The 22,908-nt window shown below is 42.9% G+C and carries 27 protein-coding genes; 4 read left to right on the top strand and 23 right to left on the bottom strand.

What is annotated here, in order from left to right; all coding sequences use genetic code 11:
• On the bottom strand, window positions 1-710 hold a 710-nt coding region (locus tag QZ158_RS05005), incomplete at its 3' end, for an MIP/aquaporin family protein (RefSeq protein WP_293882963.1).
• Between the two features lie 205 nt (window positions 711-915).
• Here QZ158_RS05005 and QZ158_RS05000 point away from each other — a divergent pair.
• Window positions 916-1,884, top strand: coding sequence for an NAD(P)/FAD-dependent oxidoreductase (locus QZ158_RS05000; protein WP_293882960.1), 969 nt, complete (start codon window positions 916-918; stop codon window positions 1,882-1,884).
• Between the two features lie 39 nt (window positions 1,885-1,923).
• On the opposite strand, the gene whiA is transcribed toward QZ158_RS05000, so the two are convergent.
• The 10 genes from whiA to cdaA form a co-directional block, all read right to left on the bottom strand.
• Entirely contained in the window at window positions 1,924-2,844 is a 921-nt protein-coding gene (gene whiA / locus QZ158_RS04995; protein WP_048689373.1) for a DNA-binding protein WhiA, read from the bottom strand.
• A complete protein-coding gene (locus QZ158_RS04990) occupies window positions 2,841-3,818 on the bottom strand; it encodes a YvcK family protein (protein ID WP_129268832.1) in 978 nt (325 codons plus the stop codon). Before QZ158_RS04990 ends, whiA begins: the two co-directional genes overlap by 4 nt.
• Complete coding sequence (rapZ, locus tag QZ158_RS04985) at window positions 3,815-4,711, bottom strand: RNase adapter RapZ (protein ID WP_293882947.1); 897 nt, start codon at window positions 4,709-4,711, stop codon at window positions 3,815-3,817. Before rapZ ends, QZ158_RS04990 begins: the two co-directional genes overlap by 4 nt.
• 111 nt (window positions 4,712-4,822) lie before the next feature.
• Window positions 4,823-5,200 carry a RidA family protein gene (locus tag QZ158_RS04980; protein WP_125335397.1) on the bottom strand — a complete coding sequence of 126 codons (378 nt, stop codon included), beginning with the start codon at window positions 5,198-5,200 and terminating at the stop codon, window positions 4,823-4,825.
• A 16-nt stretch (window positions 5,201-5,216) separates the two neighbouring features.
• Window positions 5,217-5,378: a hypothetical protein gene (locus QZ158_RS04975; protein WP_048717230.1), complete on the bottom strand. Its 162-nt coding sequence runs from the start codon at window positions 5,376-5,378 to the stop codon at window positions 5,217-5,219.
• A gap of 23 nt (window positions 5,379-5,401) precedes the next feature.
• On the bottom strand, window positions 5,402-6,715 hold the full coding sequence (obgE, locus tag QZ158_RS04970; RefSeq protein WP_048717228.1) for a GTPase ObgE: 1,314 nt from the start codon (window positions 6,713-6,715) through the stop codon (window positions 5,402-5,404).
• Between the two features lie 45 nt (window positions 6,716-6,760).
• Complete coding sequence (locus QZ158_RS04965; RefSeq protein ID WP_065426872.1) at window positions 6,761-6,892, bottom strand: DUF4044 domain-containing protein; 132 nt, start codon at window positions 6,890-6,892, stop codon at window positions 6,761-6,763.
• A 351-nt stretch (window positions 6,893-7,243) separates the two neighbouring features.
• A complete protein-coding gene (gene glmM / locus QZ158_RS04960; protein WP_293882927.1) occupies window positions 7,244-8,599 on the bottom strand; it encodes a phosphoglucosamine mutase in 1,356 nt (451 codons plus the stop codon).
• Window positions 8,600-8,626: 27 nt separating this feature from the next.
• The gene (locus tag QZ158_RS04955; protein WP_293882924.1) at window positions 8,627-9,367 is read right to left on the bottom strand and encodes a CdaR family protein; all 741 of its coding nucleotides are present in this window, start codon (window positions 9,365-9,367) and stop codon (window positions 8,627-8,629) included.
• Window positions 9,364-10,212, bottom strand: coding sequence for a diadenylate cyclase CdaA (gene cdaA / locus QZ158_RS04950; protein ID WP_293882921.1), 849 nt, complete (start codon window positions 10,210-10,212; stop codon window positions 9,364-9,366). Before cdaA ends, QZ158_RS04955 begins: the two co-directional genes overlap by 4 nt.
• 181 nt (window positions 10,213-10,393) lie before the next feature.
• Between cdaA and murT the strand changes: the two genes are divergently transcribed.
• From murT to QZ158_RS04935, 3 genes are read left to right on the top strand one after another with little or no spacing between them, the layout of a single operon-like run.
• Entirely contained in the window at window positions 10,394-11,734 is a 1,341-nt protein-coding gene (gene murT / locus QZ158_RS04945) for a lipid II isoglutaminyl synthase subunit MurT (protein ID WP_293882919.1), read from the top strand.
• Complete coding sequence (gatD, locus tag QZ158_RS04940; RefSeq protein WP_293882916.1) at window positions 11,734-12,522, top strand: lipid II isoglutaminyl synthase subunit GatD; 789 nt, start codon at window positions 11,734-11,736, stop codon at window positions 12,520-12,522. The genes murT and gatD overlap by 1 nt, the downstream gene beginning before the upstream one ends.
• A 9-nt stretch (window positions 12,523-12,531) precedes the next feature.
• Window positions 12,532-12,822: a lipopolysaccharide assembly LapA domain-containing protein gene (locus tag QZ158_RS04935; RefSeq protein ID WP_048717218.1), complete on the top strand. Its 291-nt coding sequence runs from the start codon at window positions 12,532-12,534 to the stop codon at window positions 12,820-12,822.
• A 32-nt stretch (window positions 12,823-12,854) separates the two neighbouring features.
• Here QZ158_RS04935 and QZ158_RS04930 read toward each other — a convergent pair whose 3' ends face one another.
• From QZ158_RS04930 to QZ158_RS04875, 12 genes are all read right to left on the bottom strand, one after another.
• A complete protein-coding gene (locus QZ158_RS04930; RefSeq protein ID WP_293882912.1) occupies window positions 12,855-14,033 on the bottom strand; it encodes an MFS transporter in 1,179 nt (392 codons plus the stop codon).
• A 109-nt stretch (window positions 14,034-14,142) separates the two neighbouring features.
• Window positions 14,143-15,321 carry an MFS transporter gene (locus QZ158_RS04925; protein ID WP_293882909.1) on the bottom strand — a complete coding sequence of 393 codons (1,179 nt, stop codon included), beginning with the start codon at window positions 15,319-15,321 and terminating at the stop codon, window positions 14,143-14,145.
• A gap of 21 nt (window positions 15,322-15,342) precedes the next feature.
• The gene (locus QZ158_RS04920; protein ID WP_293882906.1) at window positions 15,343-16,218 is read right to left on the bottom strand and encodes an XRE/MutR family transcriptional regulator; all 876 of its coding nucleotides are present in this window, start codon (window positions 16,216-16,218) and stop codon (window positions 15,343-15,345) included.
• Window positions 16,219-16,222: 4 nt separating this feature from the next.
• Window positions 16,223-16,579: a hypothetical protein gene (locus tag QZ158_RS04915; RefSeq protein ID WP_293882903.1), complete on the bottom strand. Its 357-nt coding sequence runs from the start codon at window positions 16,577-16,579 to the stop codon at window positions 16,223-16,225.
• 205 nt (window positions 16,580-16,784) lie between these two features.
• The gene (locus QZ158_RS04910; RefSeq protein WP_293882900.1) at window positions 16,785-18,692 is read right to left on the bottom strand and encodes an ABC-F family ATP-binding cassette domain-containing protein; all 1,908 of its coding nucleotides are present in this window, start codon (window positions 18,690-18,692) and stop codon (window positions 16,785-16,787) included.
• Between the two features lie 82 nt (window positions 18,693-18,774).
• Entirely contained in the window at window positions 18,775-19,146 is a 372-nt protein-coding gene (locus QZ158_RS04905; RefSeq protein ID WP_293882897.1) for a hypothetical protein, read from the bottom strand.
• The gene (locus QZ158_RS04900; protein ID WP_293882894.1) at window positions 19,143-19,868 is read right to left on the bottom strand and encodes a matrixin family metalloprotease; all 726 of its coding nucleotides are present in this window, start codon (window positions 19,866-19,868) and stop codon (window positions 19,143-19,145) included. Before QZ158_RS04900 ends, QZ158_RS04905 begins: the two co-directional genes overlap by 4 nt.
• Before the next feature lie 166 nt (window positions 19,869-20,034).
• Window positions 20,035-20,847, bottom strand: coding sequence for a DNA/RNA non-specific endonuclease (locus QZ158_RS04895; protein ID WP_293882969.1), 813 nt, complete (start codon window positions 20,845-20,847; stop codon window positions 20,035-20,037).
• A 105-nt stretch (window positions 20,848-20,952) separates the two neighbouring features.
• A complete protein-coding gene (locus QZ158_RS04890; RefSeq protein ID WP_236127992.1) occupies window positions 20,953-21,141 on the bottom strand; it encodes a DNA-directed RNA polymerase subunit beta in 189 nt (62 codons plus the stop codon).
• A complete protein-coding gene (gene murA, locus QZ158_RS04885) occupies window positions 21,131-22,414 on the bottom strand; it encodes a UDP-N-acetylglucosamine 1-carboxyvinyltransferase (RefSeq protein ID WP_293882885.1) in 1,284 nt (427 codons plus the stop codon). The genes QZ158_RS04890 and murA overlap by 11 nt, the downstream gene beginning before the upstream one ends.
• Window positions 22,415-22,480: 66 nt before the next feature.
• Entirely contained in the window at window positions 22,481-22,711 is a 231-nt protein-coding gene (locus QZ158_RS04880) for a DUF1146 family protein (protein ID WP_293882882.1), read from the bottom strand.
• An 87-nt stretch (window positions 22,712-22,798) separates the two neighbouring features.
• On the bottom strand, window positions 22,799-22,908 hold a 110-nt coding region (locus QZ158_RS04875), incomplete at its 5' end, for an ATP synthase delta/epsilon chain alpha-helix domain-containing protein (protein ID WP_293882966.1).

The following is a 22,908-nucleotide window of genomic DNA, read 5'->3' as shown; positions in this document are numbered from 1 at the left end:
GCAGGGTTCAAACCAGGTCCTGTAGGACCACCAAGTGATGTCACCAAAGCCATAACGAGGAATCCAAGTGCCAAGTGAGCCACTCCTAGACCAGGAGCATGTGCTTGTGACAAAGCCAATTTTGCGGCTGTTGAAGAAGCATCAAAAACCCCTCCCTGCTCAGTCGCAGCTCTTTGAGCTAGAGAAGCAACCTCTGCACCAAAGAAGTGTTTTGTTAAACCAAGTGCACCGAAGAAAAGAACGAATGATCCAGCAAATTCGTTGACGAAACCGTTGATGGTTGCCGCTTTACGTGATTCTGGAGTTCCTTTATCCAAGCTAGAAATCGTTGAGAATGTTCCCAAGATATTGTTTGGATTCTCCGTTTGAAGATAGTAAGGACGGTGCGTCGCAACGACAACCAATTGTCCAAACATGGCCCCAAGAATTTGAGCAACGATGTAGTATAAAACATTTTCCCATGGGAAGAGCCCGCTAACTGCAAGACCAATCGTGAAGGCAGGATTAATGTGGTTACCAGAAACGTTACCAAACATCAAAGCTGGAATCATAACACCCATTCCGTAGCCAATCGCAATCACAAGCCATCCACTTTGATGCCCCTTAGTACCCTTCAATTCAACGTTTGCAACAGCACCATTTCCTAAAATAATCAAGAAAGCTGTTGCAATAAATTCGGTCGCAACTTTAACCCAAAAATCAAATTGCATTTTTGAATAATCTCCTTATAAATAAAAATAATAATAATTTATTCTAACAGATTATTGAGGACTTGTAAATAAACCGAACATTATTTTTAAAAAATATATCTCAATACCCTGATTCATCCTTTTCTATCTTTGTACTTCCTGCACTTTCTATTTATACCCGAATTATGATACAATAGGACTAGTTACACATCACAAAGGAGATCTCATGCCTGAAATCTATGACATTACCATTATTGGTGGTGGCCCTGTTGGACTCTTTGCGGCCTTTTATGGCCATATGCGTCAAGTAAAAGTGAAATTGATTGATTCCCTTCCTCAACTAGGTGGTCAACCCGCTATTCTCTATCCTGAAAAACGAATCCTGGATGTCCCTGGTTTTACGAACTTAACCGGAGAAGAATTGTCCCAACGATTGATCGATCAATTAGAAACATTCGAGACTGACATTTGTCTGAACGAAACCGTTTTGGACATTCTTAAAAACGAGGATCACTTCCTGATTGAAACCAATAAAGACCAGCATTTCAGTCGTGCTGTCATTATTGCGATGGGTGGTGGTGCCTTTAAACCTCGTCCTTTAGAAGTGGATGGGGCTGAGGAATTTGAGAACGTTCACTACCATGTTTCAAATATCCAACAATATGCCGGCAAACAAGTTGCTATTCTAGGAGGAGGAGATTCAGCAGTCGATTGGGCTCTAACCTTTGAAAAAATCGCACCGACAACTCTGGTCCATCGTCGTGATAATTTCCGCGCTCTCGAACACAGTGTTGAAGAATTGAAGGCTTCGTCCGTCTCTATTCAAACTCCTTATGTTCCTAGCCGTTTAATCGGAGAAAATGGCAGTGCTAGCCATCTGGAAATTAGCAAGGTTAAATCAGATGAAACCCAATTACTCCCCATCGATGAACTCTTTGTCAACTATGGCTTTAAATCATCCGTTGGGAAATTGAAAGAATGGGGCTTGGACCTCCAACGCCATAAGATCCTCGTGAACCGCAAACAAGAGACCAGTCGAGAAGGCATCTACGCTTGTGGCGACTGTTGCTTCTATGAAGGAAAAATCGATTTGATTGCTACTGGTCTGGGCGAGGCTCCGACTGCGGTAAATAATGCGATAAACTACATTTATCCAAATAAGAAAGTTCAACCAGTCCATTCGACTAGTTTGTAAGAAGAAACCTTTGAATCAACTGATTCAAAGGTTTTTTTCTTATAGTTCATCTAGCTCGTCTGCTATCTTATTGATTTTTCGCAAGCGATGATTGACGCCACTTTTGGTTAAGGGAGTTTTCAAGGCATCCGCAATTTGCTGGATAGAATAGTCGGGATTCTGGATTCGAACATAGGCAACTTCCTGAAGCTCGACAGGAAGACCACCTAATCCGATGGTATCCATGATTTTGACGATATTGTTAATGGTCTTCATACTAGCTGTGACCGTCCGCGCAATATTGGCCATTTCAGCATTATTGGCTCGATTGAGATCATTGCGCGCTTCTCGCATGACCTTGACAGATTCAAATTCTTCCAAAGCCTGCTTGGCTTCTACCAAGATGAGAAAATCAATAATATCCTCCGCCCTCTGCAAATAGGTGACGACTCCTTTTTTGCGTTCGATGGTCTTGGCATCTAACAAAAAGTGTTGCATGAGGTTGGCCAAGTCCTGGGCATGGTCGGAATAAACAGAGCTAATCTCTAATTGATAGCGACCAGACTCCGGATCCTTGATGGTCCCACTTGCTAAGAAAGCGCCTCTCAGATAAGCTCGACTCGCTTCATCTTCTTCTAAAATTCTTGGATCAATCCCCGTCTCAATACCAAAGAAAGAATCTGCTAAGTGCAGGTCTGCAAGAATCTCTTCGACTTTTTCATCGATAGAAACAGTATAGACGCGATTCTTTTTTAAATTGGTTTTTTGGTGGTGACGAATGTCCGATTTGACCTGATAAAATTCTACAATCAATTCGTAGATATGGCGGGCAATCTTAGCATTCTCTGTGGTCAAAGACAAACTTAAGCCCCCCATACTTAGACCCAAACTACCTGACATCTTAATCAGAGCAGATAACTCACTTTTCTCAAAGCGGTGAAGGGTCAAGAGCTCTTCTTTTACTTTAATGGTAAAACTCATTTAATCACCTGTACAATTTGCATCAACTCATCTACCACAGCTCCTCCATCATGGAAGGCGCCGCCGTTTTCCAAGCGAAGGAAATTAGAGGAAATGACCCGGGGTACCTGAGATTTTAGACCTGCGAAATCATGTTCCACTTGAACCAAATATTCGTCAAAGCGATTCGTATCCATATATTCTTGAGGTACTTTTTCAATATTGACCAAAACAGTATCAATAAAGGGCTTCTTCAAGTGTTTATGAAGGACGGATACATGGTCACTATCGGTAAAGTGTTCTGTCTCCCCACGTTGAGTCATGATGTTGCAGACATAAGCGACCTCTGCTTTTGTCTCAAGCAAGGCTTGTCCAATTTCTTCGATCACTAGATTAGGAAGAATCGATGTAAAGAGGGAACCAGGTCCTAAAATCACCATATCACTTTCTAAAATCGCATCTACTACTTTTCGACTCGCTTTCGGCGTCTCATCGTTATAGGTATTGGTGACATAGACATAATCAATCATGCCCTCATGATGGGCGATTTCACTCTCACCAGCCACCTCTGCCCCATCCATAAAGACGGCATGAAGGGTCAATGGTGTATCACTAGAAGGATAGATTTTTCCTGTCGTATGGAAAAATTTAGTCAGCAATTGCATGGCATTATAAGTCGATCCCTGCATTTCAGAAATCCCTGCAATAATCAAATTCCCTAGAGGGTGGCCAGCTAGTGGTCCATCGTCTTCCGCAAAACGATATTGAAAGACTTTTTCATAAAAGCGAGGCATGTCTGACATTGCTACTAGCACATTTCGCAAGTCGCCCGGTGGTGTCAATTGATGAATATTTTTCCGAAGTTCACCAGAACTACCACCATCATCCGCTACTGTTACGATGGCTGTAATTTCAACATCTTTTTTTCGAAGGCTGTCCAAAATGACGGAAATCCCTGTGCCGCCTCCGATGACGGTCATTTTTGGTTTTCTCATGAGCGATTCACCGTTTCTTTCCGTCGGTCTTTGTCGCGATGACTCATATTCACCGTCCAATCTTTCGCTAGATCCCTTCCAAGACGAGCTGCAAAGGCTACTGAACGGTGTTGACCACCTGTACAGCCCAATGCAATCGTCAAAACAGATTTCCCTTCTCGCTTGTATGCAGGCAAGATAGGAGCAATCAAATCGTAGAGATGGTGATAAAACTCCTCTGATTCTTGATGGTCCATGACATAGTTAAAGACATCATCATCCAAGCCTGTTTGATTTCGTAACTCTGGTTTGTAATAAGGATTCGGTAGGAAACGAACATCAAAGACCAAGTCCGCATCTAAAGGCAAACCATACTTAAAGCCAAAGGACATGACTTCAATCCGAAACTCAGGTTGACTATCTTGTCTGGAGAATTGTTCAGCAATCACTTTTCGAAGATTACGAGGAGTTAATTCCGTCGTATCAATGACATTTTGGCTCATGTTTTTTAGCGGAGCCAAAAGTTCCCGTTCCAACGTAATCCCATCCAAGACACGCCCATCCGCAGCCAGTGGGTGACTCCGACGAGTCTCTTTATAGCGCGCAACCAATTCACTATCGGTCGCATCCAAAAAGAGAATTTTAAAATCAATTTCTTCGTGGTTCTCTAATTCGTCCAAAATGGAACGAATTTCTGCGAAGAAAGACCGGCTCCGCATATCCACAACGAGAGCCAACTTATTATTGTCCATCGACAGTTGAATCAGCTCAATAAATTTCGGCAAGAGAGCTGGTGGCATATTGTCGATAGTGAAATACCCCATATCTTCAAAGGATTGAATGGCTACGGTCTTTCCTGCACCACTCATTCCTGTCACAATGACCAGTTGAATTGTTTTTTCTGTATCTGTCATCCTAATCACCTTTTCCTTACAAAAAAGGAGGAGACCATCATCTTTCCAGTTGGTCAGTCGATGGCTCTCACTCCAGCATTCTTATTTCCCGAATGCATTCCTCTATTCAGACTATACTTCTGCAATGACTTCAATTTCAACTTTGACGTCGCGTGGCAAGCGAGCCACTTCTACTGCAGAACGTGCTGGAAATTCACTTGAAAATGCTGTTTTGTAGACCTCGTTAAAAGGGACAAAATCATTCATATCACTTAAGAAACAGGTTGTTTTAACCACGTGATCAAAGTCCGTTCCAGCTTCCTCAAGGATAGCAGCAATATTCTTCAACACTTGCTGGGTTTGTTCTTGGATGGTTTCTCCAACAATTTCACCTGTTTCTGGTGAAAGAGGAACTTGCCCACTTGCAAATAAGAGATTGCCCACAATTTTTCCTTGAACATAAGGTCCAATTGCTGCTGGTGCTTTGTCTGTGTGAATTGTTTTTGCCATTTTCTTCTCCTGATTCCTAATTTTCACTGGATGTTGCTAATTTTTCCCGTTCTAACCGTAACTTACGGTTGGGATTCAGCTTATTAAAGAGTTCTTCCAATTTTTCTGCATTCCAAACGTCTGCAGCAGAGACAAAATTTCCGTCTTTATCACGAAAGGATATAGGTTTATCTCCCATCTTCTTCTCCTCTTTACATCTAACTAGTCAACAAATTCAAATTCAAATTTACCGATCCGTACGATATCTCCGTCTTTGGCTCCACGCGCACGAAGGGCTTCATCGACACCCATTCCACGCAATTGACGCGCAAATTTCATGACAGACTCGTCGCGATCAAAATTGGTCATATTGAAGAGCTTCTCTAGCTTATCACCTGACAAGATCCAAGAAGCATCATCATCGCGATTGATCTCGAAGGCTGGTTGGTCCTCATCAAAGCCGTAGTAGACTTCTTCTTGCGCCATATCTTCTTCCGTATAGAGCAAGAATTCTGGTGTTTTGTCTAACAAGTCTGCTGTTGCTTCTAACAAGTTGTCCAAACCTTGATGCGCCAAACTAGAGATTGGGAAGATCTGTGGCAGGTCATCAAACTCGTCGTAATTGGCCGCCAATTTTTTCTTGAACTCTTTCAAATTTTCCTGACTCTCTGGCATATCCATCTTATTCGCCACGATAATCTGAGGACGCTCCATCAAGCGAAGATTATAAGTTTCAAGCTCTTTGTTAATTTGAACATAATCTTCATAAGGATCGCGTCCTTCACTGGCTGACATATCGATGACATGCAAGATGACACGGGTGCGCTCGATGTGACGAAGGAACTGAGTTCCCAGTCCGACCCCTTGGCTAGCCCCTTCAATCAATCCAGGAAGGTCTGCTACTGCAAAGGATTCACCTGACGGTGTCCGAACCATACCCAAGTTTGGAACGATGGTTGTAAAATGATAGGCTCCAATTTTTGGTTTGGCAGAAGTAATGACACTGAGAAGAGTTGATTTCCCGACTGATGGGAAGCCTACCAAACCAACATCTGCCAAGACTTTGAGTTCTAATTCGAGTTCGCGTTCCTGACCCGGTTCCCCATTTTCTGAAATCTCAGGTGCTGGATTTTTAGGAGTGGCAAAACGGATATTTCCGCGTCCTCCACGTCCACCATGGGCAACAATGTACTCTTGCCCATTTTCAACCAAGTCGGTAATGACCTTGCCTGTCTCAGCATCTCGGACTGTCGTTCCTTGGGGAACTCGTACATAGAGATCTTCTGCTCCCCGTCCATGCATCCCTTTGGTCATTCCTTTTTCCCCATTTTGGGCTTTGAAATGCCGGTTATAGCGGAAGTCCATCAGCGTGCGCAAGCCTTCGTCTACAACGAAGATCACATTGCCTCCGCGTCCACCATCACCACCCCAAGGGCCACCATTGGGAACATACTTTTCACGGCGAAAGGCCACCATACCATCGCCGCCATTTCCAGCCTTGACCTTAATCTTGGCTGTATCTAAAAACATACTCATAGTTTATCGTTTTCCTTTTATAACCAAGTGTTGCTTGGTAGTCCCTTAGTAGGATAGTGCACCCAAAGCTGCAGCAAAGATTGCTCCAACCGTTACAATCAACATAATTACAATGACCACCATGGTCAATTTTTCAAAGAAAGTTTTTTTGCGTTTTCCGTTGTCTCCAAAAGCCACGTTTTTTACCTCAATTACAATAAATTCATTAGCCCTATTTTACCACGAATAAGGGCATTTTTCAAACATCCACCTCTAGACGAAAGAGGACTATTGGATGAAATAACTTTTTCAACATCCACACTTGTTCAAATCCCTTTTCATCTAACTAACAAAAAAGACTGGAAAATTACAGCCTTTTAAAAACGATGATATTAAAGTTATTTCTTTAGGATAAGCCAAGATCAGGGTGTTTCCTGCTTAAATGACTTGAACAAAAGTAATTGAAAAGAGAACTGTTGTCATGAGGGCTATGTGCCTCATCACTCAACGTATTTTTTCAGCCAACCTTTTAAACTCTATTTTTATTGTTTAAACTTCAAGACCAATTTCATCTTTGACTACAGCAGCAATTGTATCCACATAGTAATCCACTTCTTCATCAGTCGGAGCTTCTGCCATGACACGAAGAAGAGGTTCGGTACCACTTGGACGCACTAAGATGCGACCATTTCCAGCCATTTCAGCTTCCATCTTTTCAATAATCGCACGAATAGCAGGCACTTCCATAGCCTTGTCTTTCATGCTGTTTTCAACACGAATATTGACCAATTTTTGAGGATAGATGGTAACTTCTGATGCAAGGTCTGATAATGTACGACCAGTTTCTTGCATAATCTTGGTCAATTGAACGGCACTCATCTGACCATCTCCAGTGGTATTGTAGTCCATGACAATCACGTGACCAGACTGTTCACCACCTAGATTGTAACCAGACTTCCGCATCTCTTCAACTACATAGCGGTCTCCGACAGCAGTCACAACCTTGTTAATACCCTTGGCATCCAAAGCCTTATGGAAGCCAAGATTGGACATAACTGTCGTTACGATGGTGTTATCTTTTAAGAGGCCCTTCTCAGAAAGGTAGGTCCCAATGATGTACATGATTTTATCACCATCAACTAAGTCCCCATTTTCATCAACTGCAATCAAACGGTCACTATCACCATCAAAAGCCAAACCAATAGCCGCACCAGATTCTCGGACAGCCTCCTGCAAAGCCTCAGGATGGGTCGAACCCACTTGGTCATTGATATTGAGACCATTTGGGCTTTCTCCAATAACTGTCAAACGTGCTCCTAGGTCAGCAAAGACTTGACGGGCGCTTGTAGATGCAGAACCATTCGCAGCATCTAGAGCCACGTGCATTCCTTCAAGCTGGATTCCAGTTGAAACTAAGTATTCTTGATACTTACGAAGTCCTTCTGGATAATCCATCACAGTGCCAAGACCTTCTGCACTAGGACGAGGAAGAGTATCCGCCTCCGCATCCAATAAGGCTTCAATCTCTAATTCACGGTCATCATCCAGTTTATAGCCATCATTCCCGAAGAATTTAATCCCGTTGTCTAGAGCTGGATTGTGGCTGGCAGAAATCATGACCCCAGCACTTGCTCCTTCAGAACGAACCAAATAAGCTACACCCGGTGTCGCAATCACACCTAATTTATATACTTTAATCCCTACAGATAAGAGACCTGCAACAAGAGCGCTCTCCAACATTTCACCAGAAATACGAGTGTCTCGTCCTACGAAAACAAGTGGGGTTTCTTTTTCATGTTGACTGAGGACATACCCTCCATATCGACCCAGCTTAAAGGCCAACTCTGGCGTCAATTCGACGTTTGCTTCTCCACGGACTCCGTCCGTTCCAAAATATTTACCCATTATGATAATCCTTTCGATGAATCTTTATTAATTGCTATTATTTGATGAGGAACTGGATGACGACGAGCTAGAACTTGTCTGTTTCAACTCAACCTTCATGTATAGTTCTGATGGAGAGATGATGACTGGTAAATCATTTCCCTCGCTATCGACTGCCTTCAAGGAGACGGTTGCCGTGTAGGTATTGTTCAAAAGATCTCCTTCAGGGAAAATGGCTTCCACATGATCAATTTTGGCTAAAGTATCCTGGTCGCTAGTGACAGAAACTTCATCTTCAGAGAATGTAACATGCGAGAGATTCCACCCTGGAGCAATCTGTTTATCAGGTATAGTGACGGAAACATCAAACTTTTTCGTCATCTTCTTACCAATTTTTGCAGTTACCCTCTGAGGCTCGATGGTTGCTGTTAAACCAGAAGGTAAGCCTTCAATATTTAATGTGATTTCATGCTGGCCTTCTTTCAGATCACTTAAATCAGCAACCACTTTAAATTTACGAGTACTAGCCTGCATCTCTGATGCTAAGGCAACACGATTAGATCCTTTCAGAAAGACTGTCACTTCTGAACTAATCCCACTAACAAAATATTTACTTTCGTTGTACTTTACGTCAATCGGAATATTGGTAAGAGTATTGGTGTAGGTTTCAGAACTCACTTGACGGGCACTACTGTTATTCTGGAAATTTACAGAGGTTGCATTGATGAATAAGAGACTTGAGAAAAAGACGGAGGTCACGATATAGACAATTTTTCTTTTTGGAATCATTTGATACGTCCTCCAAAAATTCTTGATTTCAAATCTTTTTTCCCTTGATCTTCTGGAATAATGAAAGAACGCAACTCTTGTTCGAATTCTTCGATACTGAGGTCGTGTCTAAAGCTTCCATTTCTCGTTATAGAGATACCACCTGTTTCTTCAGAAATAACAAAGGTGAAGGCATCACTTACCTCGGACAATCCGATGGCTGCCCGGTGCCGTGTACCGAACTCTTTTGAAATCCCAGTGCTTTCTGTTAAGGGGAGATAGGCACAAGATACAGCAATTTTATCATTGGTGACAATCACGGCCCCATCATGAAGTGGTGTGTTGGGGATAAAAATATTGATCAGTAGTTCACCTGACACATCTGCATCAAGGGGAATACCAGTAGAAATATATTCTTGAAGGGTTCTACTTCCTTGAATTGCAACCAAGGCACCAATCTTCCGAGGGCTCATATAAGCAACCGCTTTTACATAAGATTGAACCAATTTTTCTTCAGTACTAACCTGATTGGTTGAGAAAAATTCAGTGGCTCGACCTAATCGTTCTAATCCCGTCCGAATTTCCGGAGAGAAAATCACTACCGCAGCAATGACCCCGTATGTGATGATTTGGTTAATCAACCAAGAAATGGTCGTCAAACCAATCATATTGGCAACTAACTCAAATAAGAAAAATGTCAAAACACCACGCACCAAAATCATAATTTTAGTGCCGACAATAGCTTTGATAAAATAATACAATAACCATGCCACTAGGGCAATGTCAATGAGGTTGACAACCACACTCCAGGGAGTGGGAAATAAACTGGCCCAATACTGGGGATTTGACAGTTGTTGGATGTTCACGATCTCATACCTACCACTTCTCTTCTAGGCTTTTCGCGCGACTAACCATTGTAGATACTTACTGGCAACAGCAGAGCTTCTAGAAAATGGATAGCGCGTTCAAACCACTCCACATCATTATATCATGTTTCAACAGATTTTTCTGTAACCTTCTGTTGCTTTTTGTGATAAAATATGAATTATGAAGATTAAGACTAGTATGGGGCTTATTACTGGAAAAATGAGTAGTCACCTCTTGCGTATGCTTGGACGTGGCTCTACCCTTCCTGGAAAAATCGCCCTTCAAATTGATAATGATATTTTACAACACCTGGCCCAGAACTACGAAATTGTGGTTATCACTGGTACGAATGGGAAAACACTAACAACGGCTCTCACTGTTGGTATTCTTCAGGAGGCTTTCGGACCTATCGTGACGAATCCTAGTGGTGCTAATATGATTTCAGGGATTACGACTACTTTTTTGAACGCAAAAGGTTCTTCTGGTCGTCCGATCGCTGTTCTTGAAATTGACGAAGCCAGTCTGTCTCGGATTTGTGACTACATCACACCGACTTTGTTTGTGATCACCAATATCTTCCGCGATCAAATGGACCGCTACGGAGAAATCTACACGACTTATCGGATGATCTTGGATGGGATTAAAAAAGCGCCTCAAGCGACTGTTTTGATGAATGGGGATAGTCCTCTTTTCCATACCCTTCCCCTACCAAATCCCGTTCAATATTTTGGCTTTGAGACGGAAAAAACTGCTCCACAGCTAGCTCATTACAATACAGAAGGAATCGTCTGCCCAGAATGTCATGGCATCTTGACCTACCAGTTGAATACCTATGCGAATCTGGGAGACTACATTTGTGAAAGTTGTGGCTTCCACCGTCCTCCTTTAACAGTTGCTGTCGATGAATTGACCGAGCTGACCAATACTTCTTCTCACTTTAAGATCAACGGTACAAACTACCACATTAATATTGGAGGCCTCTACAATATTTACAACGCCCTTGCTGCAGTTGCGGTGGCCCATTATTTTGATGTGAACCCAGATGTCATTAAGCGTGGTTTCGATAAGAGCAAGGCTGTCTTCGGTCGTCAGGAAACCTTTAAAATTGGGGATAAGGAATGTACCCTAATCCTGATCAAAAATCCGGTTGGAGCTACTCAGGCTATTGAAATGGTCAAACTAGCGCCGTATCCCTTCAGCTTGTCCGTTCTTCTCAACGCCAACTACGCAGATGGGATTGATACCAGCTGGATCTGGGATGCCGACTTTGAGCAAATCACCCAGATGGACATTCCAGAAATCAACGCCGGTGGGGTACGTCACTCAGAAATTGCTCGGCGACTTCGGGTCACTGGCTATCCGGCTGACCAGATTACTGAAAATGCAAAATTAGAGGATGTCTTTACCCAGATTAATGGACAGGCTACTTCTCACGCCTATATTTTAGCCACCTATACGGCCATGCTAGAATTCCGTGAATTACTAGCTCAAGAACACCTGATTGAAAAGGAGATGAATTAATGACGTATACTTCACTACAATCCCCTGGTCAGGAAAACTACCAATACGAATTGAGAATTGCCCATCTTTATGGGAATCTGATGAATACTTATGGAGATAATGGCAATATCCTCATGCTCAAGTACGTTGCGGAGAAGCTTGGTACTTGCGTAACGGTGGACATCGTTTCTCTCAAAGACCGATTTGATCCAGACACCTACGATATCGCCTTTTTCGGTGGAGGCCAAGACTACGAGCAGACCATTGTATCCGAGGATCTACCAGATAAAAAAGAAGACATCGAACGCTTTATTCATGACGATGGGGTGGTCCTTGCTATCTGTGGTGGCTTTCAACTTCTAGGCCAGTACTACATTGAGGCTTCTGGCAAGCGCATTGAGGGACTTGGTATTATGGGACACTATACCCTTAACCAAGAAAACAATCGCTACATTGGCGACATCAAAATCCATAATGAAGAGTTCAACGAGACCTACTATGGTTTTGAAAACCACCAAGGTCGTACCTTCTTGGCAGAGGATGAAAAACCGCTAGGTAAGGTCGTCTACGGAAATGGGAACAACAAAGAAGATGGGTGCGAAGGGGTTCATTACAAGAACGTCTTTGGCAGCTACTTCCACGGTCCTATCTTGTCTCGAAACGCCAATTTGGCCTATCGCTTGGTGACAACAGCTCTAAAAAATAAATATGGACAAGACATCGTCTTAGCGACTTATGATGATATTTTAAGTCTAGAAAAAGCGGAAGAATACGCTGATGTGAAAAGTAAGGCTGAATTAGAAGAATAGGGAGACGAAATGAATAAACGAAAACTACAATATGTTGCACTACTGATTTCTGTACTGCTCATTGCGATTATTTCCTTGGCCAATATGCAAACGGTGACTGTGAACTTTTTGCTGGTCCAATTTAAACTCCCGCTCATCATTTTGATTCTGGTCTGTGTCCTTCTCGGTTCGTTGGTGACTTTCTTAGTCAGCCTTCCAAAAAATTTCTCATTAAAACATGAGTTAAAAGCCGCGAAAAAACAACTAGGACAAAAGATGTCCGGTGAAAAAGAAGAAAAAATCAAACAAATCGAAAACTAAAAAGCACCGATTGGTGCTTTTTTGATGCTATTCTAATGATTTTTTGTTTGTAATTTCTTGGCGACTACTTGTGCTAGGAGTGAAAAGAGGATGACACCAGCTCCAATCAGGAGAAAAGATTCTACACGGACGCTTGGCAACCAGGTCATCAAGCCTTTTGCGATGGGCATAAAGAGAATGGCTAGGGTAAAAATGGTGCTTAAGACCCTGCCCAGATAGTCTTCCTCCACCTTGGTTTGAACCTGAGTAAAAAAGTGAATATTGAAAATTGTCATAAAGAGTTCACAGACTAAATTTCCAGAAAAGGAAAGAAGAGGCGAAAGGGGCAAGCCCATCATGAAGACTCCTACTCCTGTTAAAATCAATAAGAAGAGAAGCATCTCCATGCTTGATTTAAATTTATTGGCAATCAAGGCTCCGATGATGGAACCAATAGCTCCTAACGTTAAAATGGTCGCATAAGCACCCTTTACTCCGTAAAGGCGATTGGAAAAAGGAAGCAAAAACTCAAAAGCCGCAAAAAAGAAATTGACACTGGAAGCCACTAAGAGGAGGAAAAAAATCTCTTTCTGATGCCAGATGTAGTCTAGTCCATCTTTTATATCAGAAAAAATATCTTTTCCCGTAAATATTTTCTTTTCCTGAACCTTGGCTTCTTCTTTCGGAAGGAAAGCAACCAGAACAAAGGCGATGAAAAAGGTCAGCGCATCCAGTAAGAGGGTTGCATGGAGACTGGCAAATTGTAAAACAAGGAAAGAGAAGACAGGGGAGCTGACACCAACAACCTGTATGACCAACTCCAAGCGAGCATTATAGGTCACAATCTCATCTTTCTCTACAACTTCTGTGATAATAGCTTTATTGGCAGTTCTAGAAAAAGCGAAGGCAATGGCCTGGACAATGTTGGCAACAATCAGGGCTACAATCATCCAACGATCATTCCTGATAAAGGAAATGCCCAAACAAAGGAGACCACAAACCAAGTCGGTCGTCATCAAAATCTTGCGACGGGAAAAACGGTCTGAGAACACGCCACCAAATGGATTGATTAGAATGGAGGTGACGAGTTCAGAAATCTGATAGATCCCCAACACTGTCTTTCCTACCGTCCCCATCGAGGCTAACCAAACACTGTTCCCATAGTCATAGAGCATATTTCCCATTCGATTGATTGCTCCACGAGCAATCAACTGGACTGAATGTCGATTCATAAAAAAACCTCCTTCATTTTCTGAAACTATTGTATCAGTTCATGAAAGAGGTTTTCATTTTGTCCCTTATTTGGGAAAAATAATGGTTTGCAAATTTATCAAAGGATCCCTACTGTTCTTTTGATTGAAGCTGCTTAGCTACTAGCTGAGCCAAGAGTGAAAAGAGAATAACCCCAGCTCCAATCAAGAGAAATGATTCCATACGGACGCTTGGCAACCAAGTCATCAACCCTTTGGCGATGGGCATAAAGAGAACAGCCAAGGTATAAATTGTGCTCAATACTCTACCTAGATAATCATCTTCCACCTTGGTTTGTACTTGGGAAAAAACGTGGATGTCGAAAATGGTCACAAAAAATTCACAGACCAGATTTCCTGAAAAGGAAAGATAAGGTGGAAGGGGCAAGCCCATTATGAACACTCCTATCCCTGCCATGAGCAGTAAAAACAGGAGAATTCTCATACTTGATTTCATTTTATTGGCAACAAGTGCTCCTAGAATAGATCCAATAGCTCCCAGCGTTAAAATGGTCGCATAAGCTCCTTTAACCCCGTATAGACGATTCGAGAAGGGAAGTAAAAACTCAAAAGCCGCAAAAAAGAAATTAACGCTAGAAGCCACTAATAAGAGAAAGAAAATCTCTTTCTGATGCCAGATATAGTCTAACCCATCCTTGATATCAGAAAAAATATCTTTCCCGGTAAACTGTTTCCTCTCTTGCACCTTAGCTTCTTCTTTCGGAAGGAAAGCCACTAGGACAAAGGCAATGAAAAAGGTCAGCGCATCTAATAAGAGGGTCATATGAAGACTGGCAAATTGTAGAACTAGGAAAGAAAAAACAGGTGAACAGACACTAACAACCTGTAAGACTAACTCCAAGTGAGAGTTATAGGTCACAATCTCTTCTTTCTCTACAACATCGGTAATAATAGCTTTATTGGCAGGTCGAGAAAAACCAAAGGCAATGGCCTGAATAATATTGGCAAAAATCAGGGCCGCAATCATCAAGCTATCATTTGTGATAAAAGAAATCGCCAAACAAAGGAGTCCACAAACCAAGTCGGTCGTCATTAAAATCTTGCGACGAGAAAAACGGTCTGAAATCACTCCTCCAAAAGGATTCACGAGAATCCCTGTCACTAACTCAGAAATCTGATAGATTCCTAATACCGTCTTTCCTATAGTCCCCATCGAGGCCAACCAGACACTATTCCCATAATCATAGAGCATATTTCCAATTTTGTTAATAGCTCCACGACTAATTAATTGGACCGCATGTCGGTTCATAAAATCTCCTTTATCACTGTCCTATTTAGAACATTCATTTTTTACAAATTTATTAAAGTGTTCTTGATAATAGGCCACCTGCTCTGGCAGTCCCAGCACATCAAAAATGTGCATGGCTTCCCTCATTTGCTGCCGCCCTTCTTCTGTTTGCCCCTTCTGATACAGAGCAAATCCCTTGAGATAATGAAAGACATTGCGTTCGTAGAGCTTGATGCTCTTCCCGATAATCTTTTCTACATAGGCTTCAAAATAGCTGGCGTTTTCAAAAGAACGGTGTTCTAAACAATGCTGGTAGCAATTCAGGGCTAGAATCAAGACCAGTTTGCGATGGCGACCAATTTCTTTGTAAAAATCTTCACGCTCCATCACTTCTCTACCAAGGCGAGCAACATAGTCCACCTCATAAAAGCTGTAGAGATTGCCAAAGAGGATCAACTCATACATGGTCCATTCTTCCGTTTGAAAGAGGTAATCTGCCACCTTATCCAGATCACGCTGCTTCATGGTGTAGCTGGCATCTCTCTGGCAAATCAGGCCTTGTAGCAGAATCCAGTTCAATTCAAAATAGAGGGGATTAGTGGAATGTTTGGCTTTTTCAAGTTGTTCTCTTTGAAGCTTTTGAAAACCCGCAATATCATTTGCGTAGTAAAGCGGAATAATCTGAGCCATCAAAGCAACATGCTCATGGTGTTGAAAATTTCTGGCCTTATCCATAAAATTCTCAATCGTCACATGGATATTGTCCAAAATGTCAAAGAAGCGCGATGCACCCAAATCAGACTCCCCCAATTCAAAACGGGATAATTGGGAGGTCGAGCAGGCCTCTCCTGCAGCTTCTTTCAACGAATAATTTTTACTAGTTCGAAATTCACGAAAAACTTTTCCTAAATTTTCCATTTGATTACCACTTAAATTCCTTTAAGTGCCTTTCTAACTCTTGCAAGTACCCTTCGTAGAATCCTTGATCTTCTTTCACGCAAACATCTAATTGTCTTAAGTAGGAAATCAGCCAATCAACCAATAGATCATACTGATGAAGAGGTAGGCGTTTCATCTGCTCTTCAACAAAAGAAATGGCCTCTGCAAAGCGCTGCTCTTCTAGGACTAGCTGAAGATAGTGAGCCCCGTTGATGAGTCTTCCTTCCTCATCCTCATACTGCCCCAAATCTAAATTTTGAATCTGTAGTCGCAAAGTTGTACCAATCATGTCGGCTACACCTTTAACCTGCTTCATAAACCAATCATTTTCAGTCGCCATAATGTTCTCCTTATACAAATTAGAAAACTATACTTACTGCGCTAGTTCTTCCCATTCTAGCATGGCTTCTTCTTGGGCCGTGGTCAGCTAGTTGATTTGCTACTGGCTCTCCATGAGTTCGCCAGCGTCAGTCGCCTGCAACTTCTTTTAACGAATAATTTTTACTAATTCGAAATTCACGAAAAACTTTTCCAAGATCTTCCATCTATTCCACCTGCTCTGACAGTTCTGCCCACTCTTCCATGACCGCTTCCTGCTGGACAGTTAGTTGATCCAGCTCGCTCTGGAGTTGAACTAAGTCGGCTGCATCGTTGGTGATATGCATGGTTTCGGTAATGTCTTGGATTTTCTGGTCCAGCTCTTCCATCTCTGCTTCCAATTGCTCAATGCGACGGGTGATTTTCCGGAGTTCCTTCTGGTTTTGCTTCTGCAAGTGGTAGTCATTGCTGGTGACTTCCTCCGTAGAAGAAACAGGCAAAGCTTCTGCTTGTGCTGCAGCTAGGGCTTCTAACTCAGCTTTTTTCTCCAGATAATAGTCATAGTCGCCTAGGTAAAGAGTTGAGCCCTCTTCTGACAACTCCAAGACTTGTGTAGCCACCCGATTGATAAAGTAGCGGTCGTGGCTGACAAAAAGCAAGGTCCCGTCAAAATCAATCAGGGCATTTTCCAGCACTTCCTTGCTATTGATGTCCAAGTGGTTGGTCGGCTCGTCGAGAATCAAGAAATTGTTATTTTCCATGGACAGCTTGGCCAAGAGCAAGCGGGCTCGCTCTCCACCCGACAGCATGCCGACAGTTTTCTTGACATCATCCCCAGAGAAAAGAAAGGCTCCCAGGCGATTGCGAATTTCCACTTCTGGTGTCAGCTTAAAGTCGTTCCAGAGTTCATCCAAGACACTGTTGTAAGGGGTTAGCTTACTCTGAGTCTGGTCATAGTAGCCTACCTCGACATTGGCCCCAAAACGAGCTTCTCCCTTGATAAAAGGAATCTGCCCGACGATGGACTTGATAAGAGTAGATTTCCCGATTCCATTTGGTCCCACAATAGCGACCGCATTCATCTTGCGGATATCCAGATTGATGGGCTCTGACAGGATTTGATTGTCATAGCCGACGGCTGCCTCTTCTACTGTTAAGACGACATTTCCCGATGTCTTATCGGAATGGAAGGTCATATGAGCAGACTTGGTCCCAGCTTTCGGCTTGTCTAGGCGCTCCAGTTTTTCCAACTGCTTGCGCCGAGACTGGGCCCGTTTGGTGGTCGACGCCCGCACCAAATTGCGATTAACAAAGTCTTCCAGCGCAGCAATTTCTTTTTGTTGCTTCTCGTAGTTCTTGGCTTCGGTCAGCAGTTTTTGCTCCTTTTGCTCCACAAAGCTGGAGTAATTACCGACATAGCGATCTAAAGAATGCTTGGTCAAGTCCAAGGTGATGGTAGCAACTTTATCGAGGAAATACCGGTCGTGGCTGACAATGAGAAGGGCCCCACTATAATTGACTAGGTAATTTTCCAACCAGGCGATGGTCTCAATATCCAAGTGGTTGGTCGGCTCGTCCAGTACCAAGAGATTTGGTTTTTCCAAGAGCATCTTGGCCAGAGCGAGACGGGTATTTTGCCCACCAGACAGCTCTTCAATCTTCATCTGCCACATGGACTCATCGAACTTGAAGCCGTTAAGAATAGCGCGGATATCTGCCTCATAGGTAAAGCCATCAGCTTGACGGAATTCTTCCGATAAACGGTCATAATCCTGCATGAGTTTTTCCAAGTCAGCCCCAGTTTTTTCCCCCATCTCAAGCTCCATCTGCCGCAAAGTTTTCTCCGTTTTACGGAGGTCGTCAAAGACAAGGAGCATCTCATCGTAGATAGTATTGGACGACTCAAATCGACTATCCTGGGCCAGATAGGAGAGAGAAAGATCCCGCTTTTTATTGATTTCCCCTGAAGTCGGCTCTTCTTCTCCCACCAAGATTTTTAAGAGTGTTGACTTACCGGCTCCGTTCTTTCCGACCAGGGCAATCCGGTCCCGTTCATCCACCTGCAGGCTGATATTATCAAAAAGAACCTCCCCTGCAAAAGAGCGTTCAATTTTGTTGGCTTGTAAAATAATCATAGTTTCATTGTACCTTACTTTTGACAAATTGACAATTGAAGAAAAGGCCAAACGCTAGATGCGCTTGACCTTTCCTCACTTTTTAGATTGTTGAAATATTGGAAGCCATTTGGCTGTACTGATAGGCGAGGAAAAGCCCAATGCCAATCACCAGCAAAAGCAAGCCCCATTTGATGACTCCCTTTACAAAGCGAATCACAAGCAGGATCATCATGGAGCCAATCAGCCAAGTGATGGCCGAATGGGAGAAGAAAGCTTGGACGGCTTCCTTATTGTCCCCGAAAAATTGACGGACTCCCTCAGGAGCATAGTTTTCCCAAGCCTGTTGAATGCCTAATTCATGGGAAATTGCTTGCCCTTTTTGGGATAGCCATAGAAAGATTCCAGAGTTAAACACAAAGAGTGCTACTTGTTCTGGAAAGGTTCGAATCATATACAGTATACGTTTGATCATTCTAACTCCTTGTATAATTGTCGGACTGCTTCCACATCTGTGTCCTGAATACTGTAGAAGGAGCCGGCCGGTTGCATGACGGATTCTCCATCAGTGTGGTCCAGCCCTATCGCATGGCCTAGTTCATGCTCAGCCGTATTCACAATCCGCTGATGGGAATAGTTGTACTGCTTATTTAATAGGTAATAGCGATTCAAGCGAACGGTCACCCGTTTGAAACGATTGGTTAAAACATTTGTCTGGGATTCGGCCTCACCCGCTGCAGAAACCGTGCTATCATCCATCTCCGTTAAGATAATATCAGCCTCTTCTTCACTGGTGACAAGTTGGAAAGTGAAGGCCCCTGTCTGATTCCAAGACTCAAGAGCTTCCTCATAGGCACGGGTAAAGGTCTCATCCATTTCAGGATCTAGATAAACTTTTGCAGTTACCTGATCCCATCTTGCTCCTGTAGAGGTATGGCCATCTGTTGCTAAGTCCTCTTGAGCAGATGGACTTCCCTGACCCAGTAGAGGACCATCTCGATGAAAGTAAGCATCTACCTGGGTGACAACCGTTTGGGCTGCGCGACTGACCCCATCAATTCCGCTACCGGTTTTGCCACTAAAGAATAAAGTAGCAACCAGCAAAGCAAAACTAAGGGCGAGAGTCCAAAACAAGCCCCAAACAAGACTCCAAATAACCCGTTTTAGAAAACGAATCATAGCTATAATGGTTCTCACAAGTTCCTCCTTTCCTTAGGAAGACCTTTGTTTAGGTCTAGAAGAGGTTATTTTACCTCAGTTTTCTTAAAATAAGCTAAAGGGTGACGTCATAAAAGGAAAAAGATCCAGTTGACAGCAAAGCCAACCGAATCCTTTTCATCCTGCTTCTTCTTTTATACGTAGCTTAGCGATGCACTGTTACTTTTCCAGTACGATAATCCAAACTAATCCCACTCTGGACATTTGGAACAAAAACGTTAAACTCTAGACTGCCATCACTCGATTTTGCTTCAATTTGACTGCCAACTGGCACCAAATCTTCATCTGAAGCATAGTAGAGAGTTACCCGATAACGGACCCGCTTATTTTTATCTAAGGCCTTCCGAACAAGGGTTTCATAGTAATTTTGTCCCGTTGAAAAACTATCACGCGCTTGATTGGCCCAAGCTGTTTGAACCGCAATATTTTTAGGATTCGTCATCGAGGCATCAAACCCATCTAAGTTGCCAATCAAGGCATAGCCGAGAAGATGACCCCGATCAACCGCATGGGTATATTCACCAGCTAAATTGGTTACTTGGTGCCAGCCAGCAGGGGCCCAATCTACATCCGTCTGTTCTCTCTTTTGGTATTGACGAGTCGCCTTGGTCATCAAAGCGTTGGCAACTGTTGGAATCTCTCGTCCTTTTACAGTCTTTGTCTTGATATCTGCATAAGGGAGACTAGCAACATCCGCATCCAGATTGGTTTTATTCTGGTTAATGATGAAAGCGCCCGCTTCGTTCCATTGAATGTTCTTTCCTAGTTTAGCTCGAACACTATCTGTCAGAACACTCTCCGCTAGTTCCTTACTCGGTGTTGCTTCTTGACTCGAAGTAACAACCGTTTGAACCTGAGAGTGACTAGCGACTGGCTGGGGTTGACTAAAATAATAGCCACCGATGGAGAGGGCTGCTGCCACCACCAAGCCAAGTAGAGTTTGTCCCGATTTTTTCATTTTAAGTGGTTTCTTTTGATTGTTTGCCACACTGGTTTCCTCTGTTTCTACTGAATGGGAAAGAGCCTGGGATCACGATCTCAAGCTCCTCTTTTTGATAAATAGTTACTTACCTGAAAATTTCTGAAGGATTTCCTTCCAGGTATCTGGCGAGAGAATGGACCAAGGATCCTTTCCATTGCCAATGACACCATATCCAATGACCAAGCCAAGAGCGAAAACAATCGCTAAGATAGTAACAACCAATAGGACGATCCCCAATTGTTTTCCGATTGCTTTTAATTTAGTTTTCATCATCATCTTCCTTCACACGACGTACATCTGCTCCAAGAGCCACCAATTTCTCATGGAATTTAAAATATCCACGGTCGAGGTGGGTTAACTTGCTCACTTTGGTTTCTCCCTCAGCCACAAGCCCCATTAAAATCAAGGTTGCACTAGCACGCAAGTCTGTCGACATTACTTCAGCCCCTTGTAGGCTAGCTCCACCTTGGATACGAGCTGTATCTCTCATAATATCTGAATGTAAGCCCATCCGACGCATCTCTTCCAAATGTTGGAAACGATTTTCAAATACCGTTTCAATCATGGTCGATTCACCAGAAGCCATGGCCATCAAAGCAGTAAATTGGGCTTGCATATCTGTAGGGAAGCCTGGATAAGGTAAGGTTTTCACCGTCACTGGCTTCAATTTAGAAACATCTGAGCGAATGCGAATACCATTCTCTTCTTCCGTTACCTCAACGCCCATTTCTTGCATCTTAGAAAGAAGAGGGCGGTTGTGTTCCCAAATCGCATCCTCGATTAAAACGTCTCCACCTGTCATAGCTGCACCAACCATGAAGGTTCCTGCCTCAATTCGGTCTTGAACGACATTGTGAACCGCTCCATGCAAACGATCCACCCCAATAATCGTCAAGGTTTCTGTACCTGCTCCACGTACCTTAGCACCCATCTTATTCAAAAGAGAGGCCAAGTCCACGATCTCAGGTTCGCGGGCTGCATTTTCGATAACCGTCGTTCCATCTGCCAAGGTTGCTGCCATCATGATATTTTGGGTGGCACCTACGGATGGGAAATCCATGTAGATATGAGCTCCTTGGAGACGATCTGCTTTTGCTTCAATGTAACCAGCCGTTTGGGTGATCTTCGCTCCCATGGCTTCCAGACCTTTAAGGTGGAGGTCAATCGGACGACTTCCAATGGTACAACCACCTGGCATGGAAACTTTGGCATGACCATTCCGGGCCAAGACAGGACCTAGAACGACGATCGAAGCTCGCATCTTGCTGACATATTTGTAAGGTGCTTCTTCTGTTAATGGTTGCGTCGCATCAACGACTACAGTATTGGTTTCTTCATCAAACGTAACTTGTGTGTTCAAGCCACGAACGACATTGTTCATTGTAAAGACATCAGATAAAACAGGAACATTAGTCAAAGTTGTTGTTCCTTCACTGGCCAAAACAGTTGCTGCTAAAAGAGGAAGAACTGCATTCTTTGCTCCTTCGATTTTCACAGTTCCAACTAGGCGATTTTGACCACCATTTACAATAATTTTGTCCATACTCGTTATTACTCCATTTCATTCAGTCACGACTACTATCATACCATAAATTCATCAAAAAAGAATCTAAAAGTTCCCGTTAAACAGTTGCCGACTGAATTCGTAAATACTGATAAAGAAGCTACTAGTTAAATAGCCTACACTAATGCTGATCAATAAAATAAGAAGCCGAATTTTCACAGCTGTATCGGCAGTTACCTTTAAAAAACGCTCCCACTGAACCACCGTTGAAAGAAGGTGGTAGGCAAAGGAAATAAACAATAAGTGACTGCAAAAAGTAAAAATCATTTGAATCATACCTCTATTATACCATAAGACAAAGTTTCCTTTCATATTCTTAAGATTCGAAAAAAAGAAGTCGATCCAATCAACTTCTTTTTATATTTATAATCGATTTCCGACATTAATCCGGTTAATAGCGCGTTGAAGGGCAATCTTGGCACGACGCTCCATATCAACAGAATGTTGATCTTTGGCTTCTTCAAGGGCTTTTT

The sequence above is a fragment of the Streptococcus sp. A12 genome (genome assembly GCF_905372335.1).
Classification (GTDB): domain Bacteria; phylum Bacillota; class Bacilli; order Lactobacillales; family Streptococcaceae; genus Streptococcus.
This window is presented reverse-complemented; position numbering and strand designations above follow the sequence as displayed.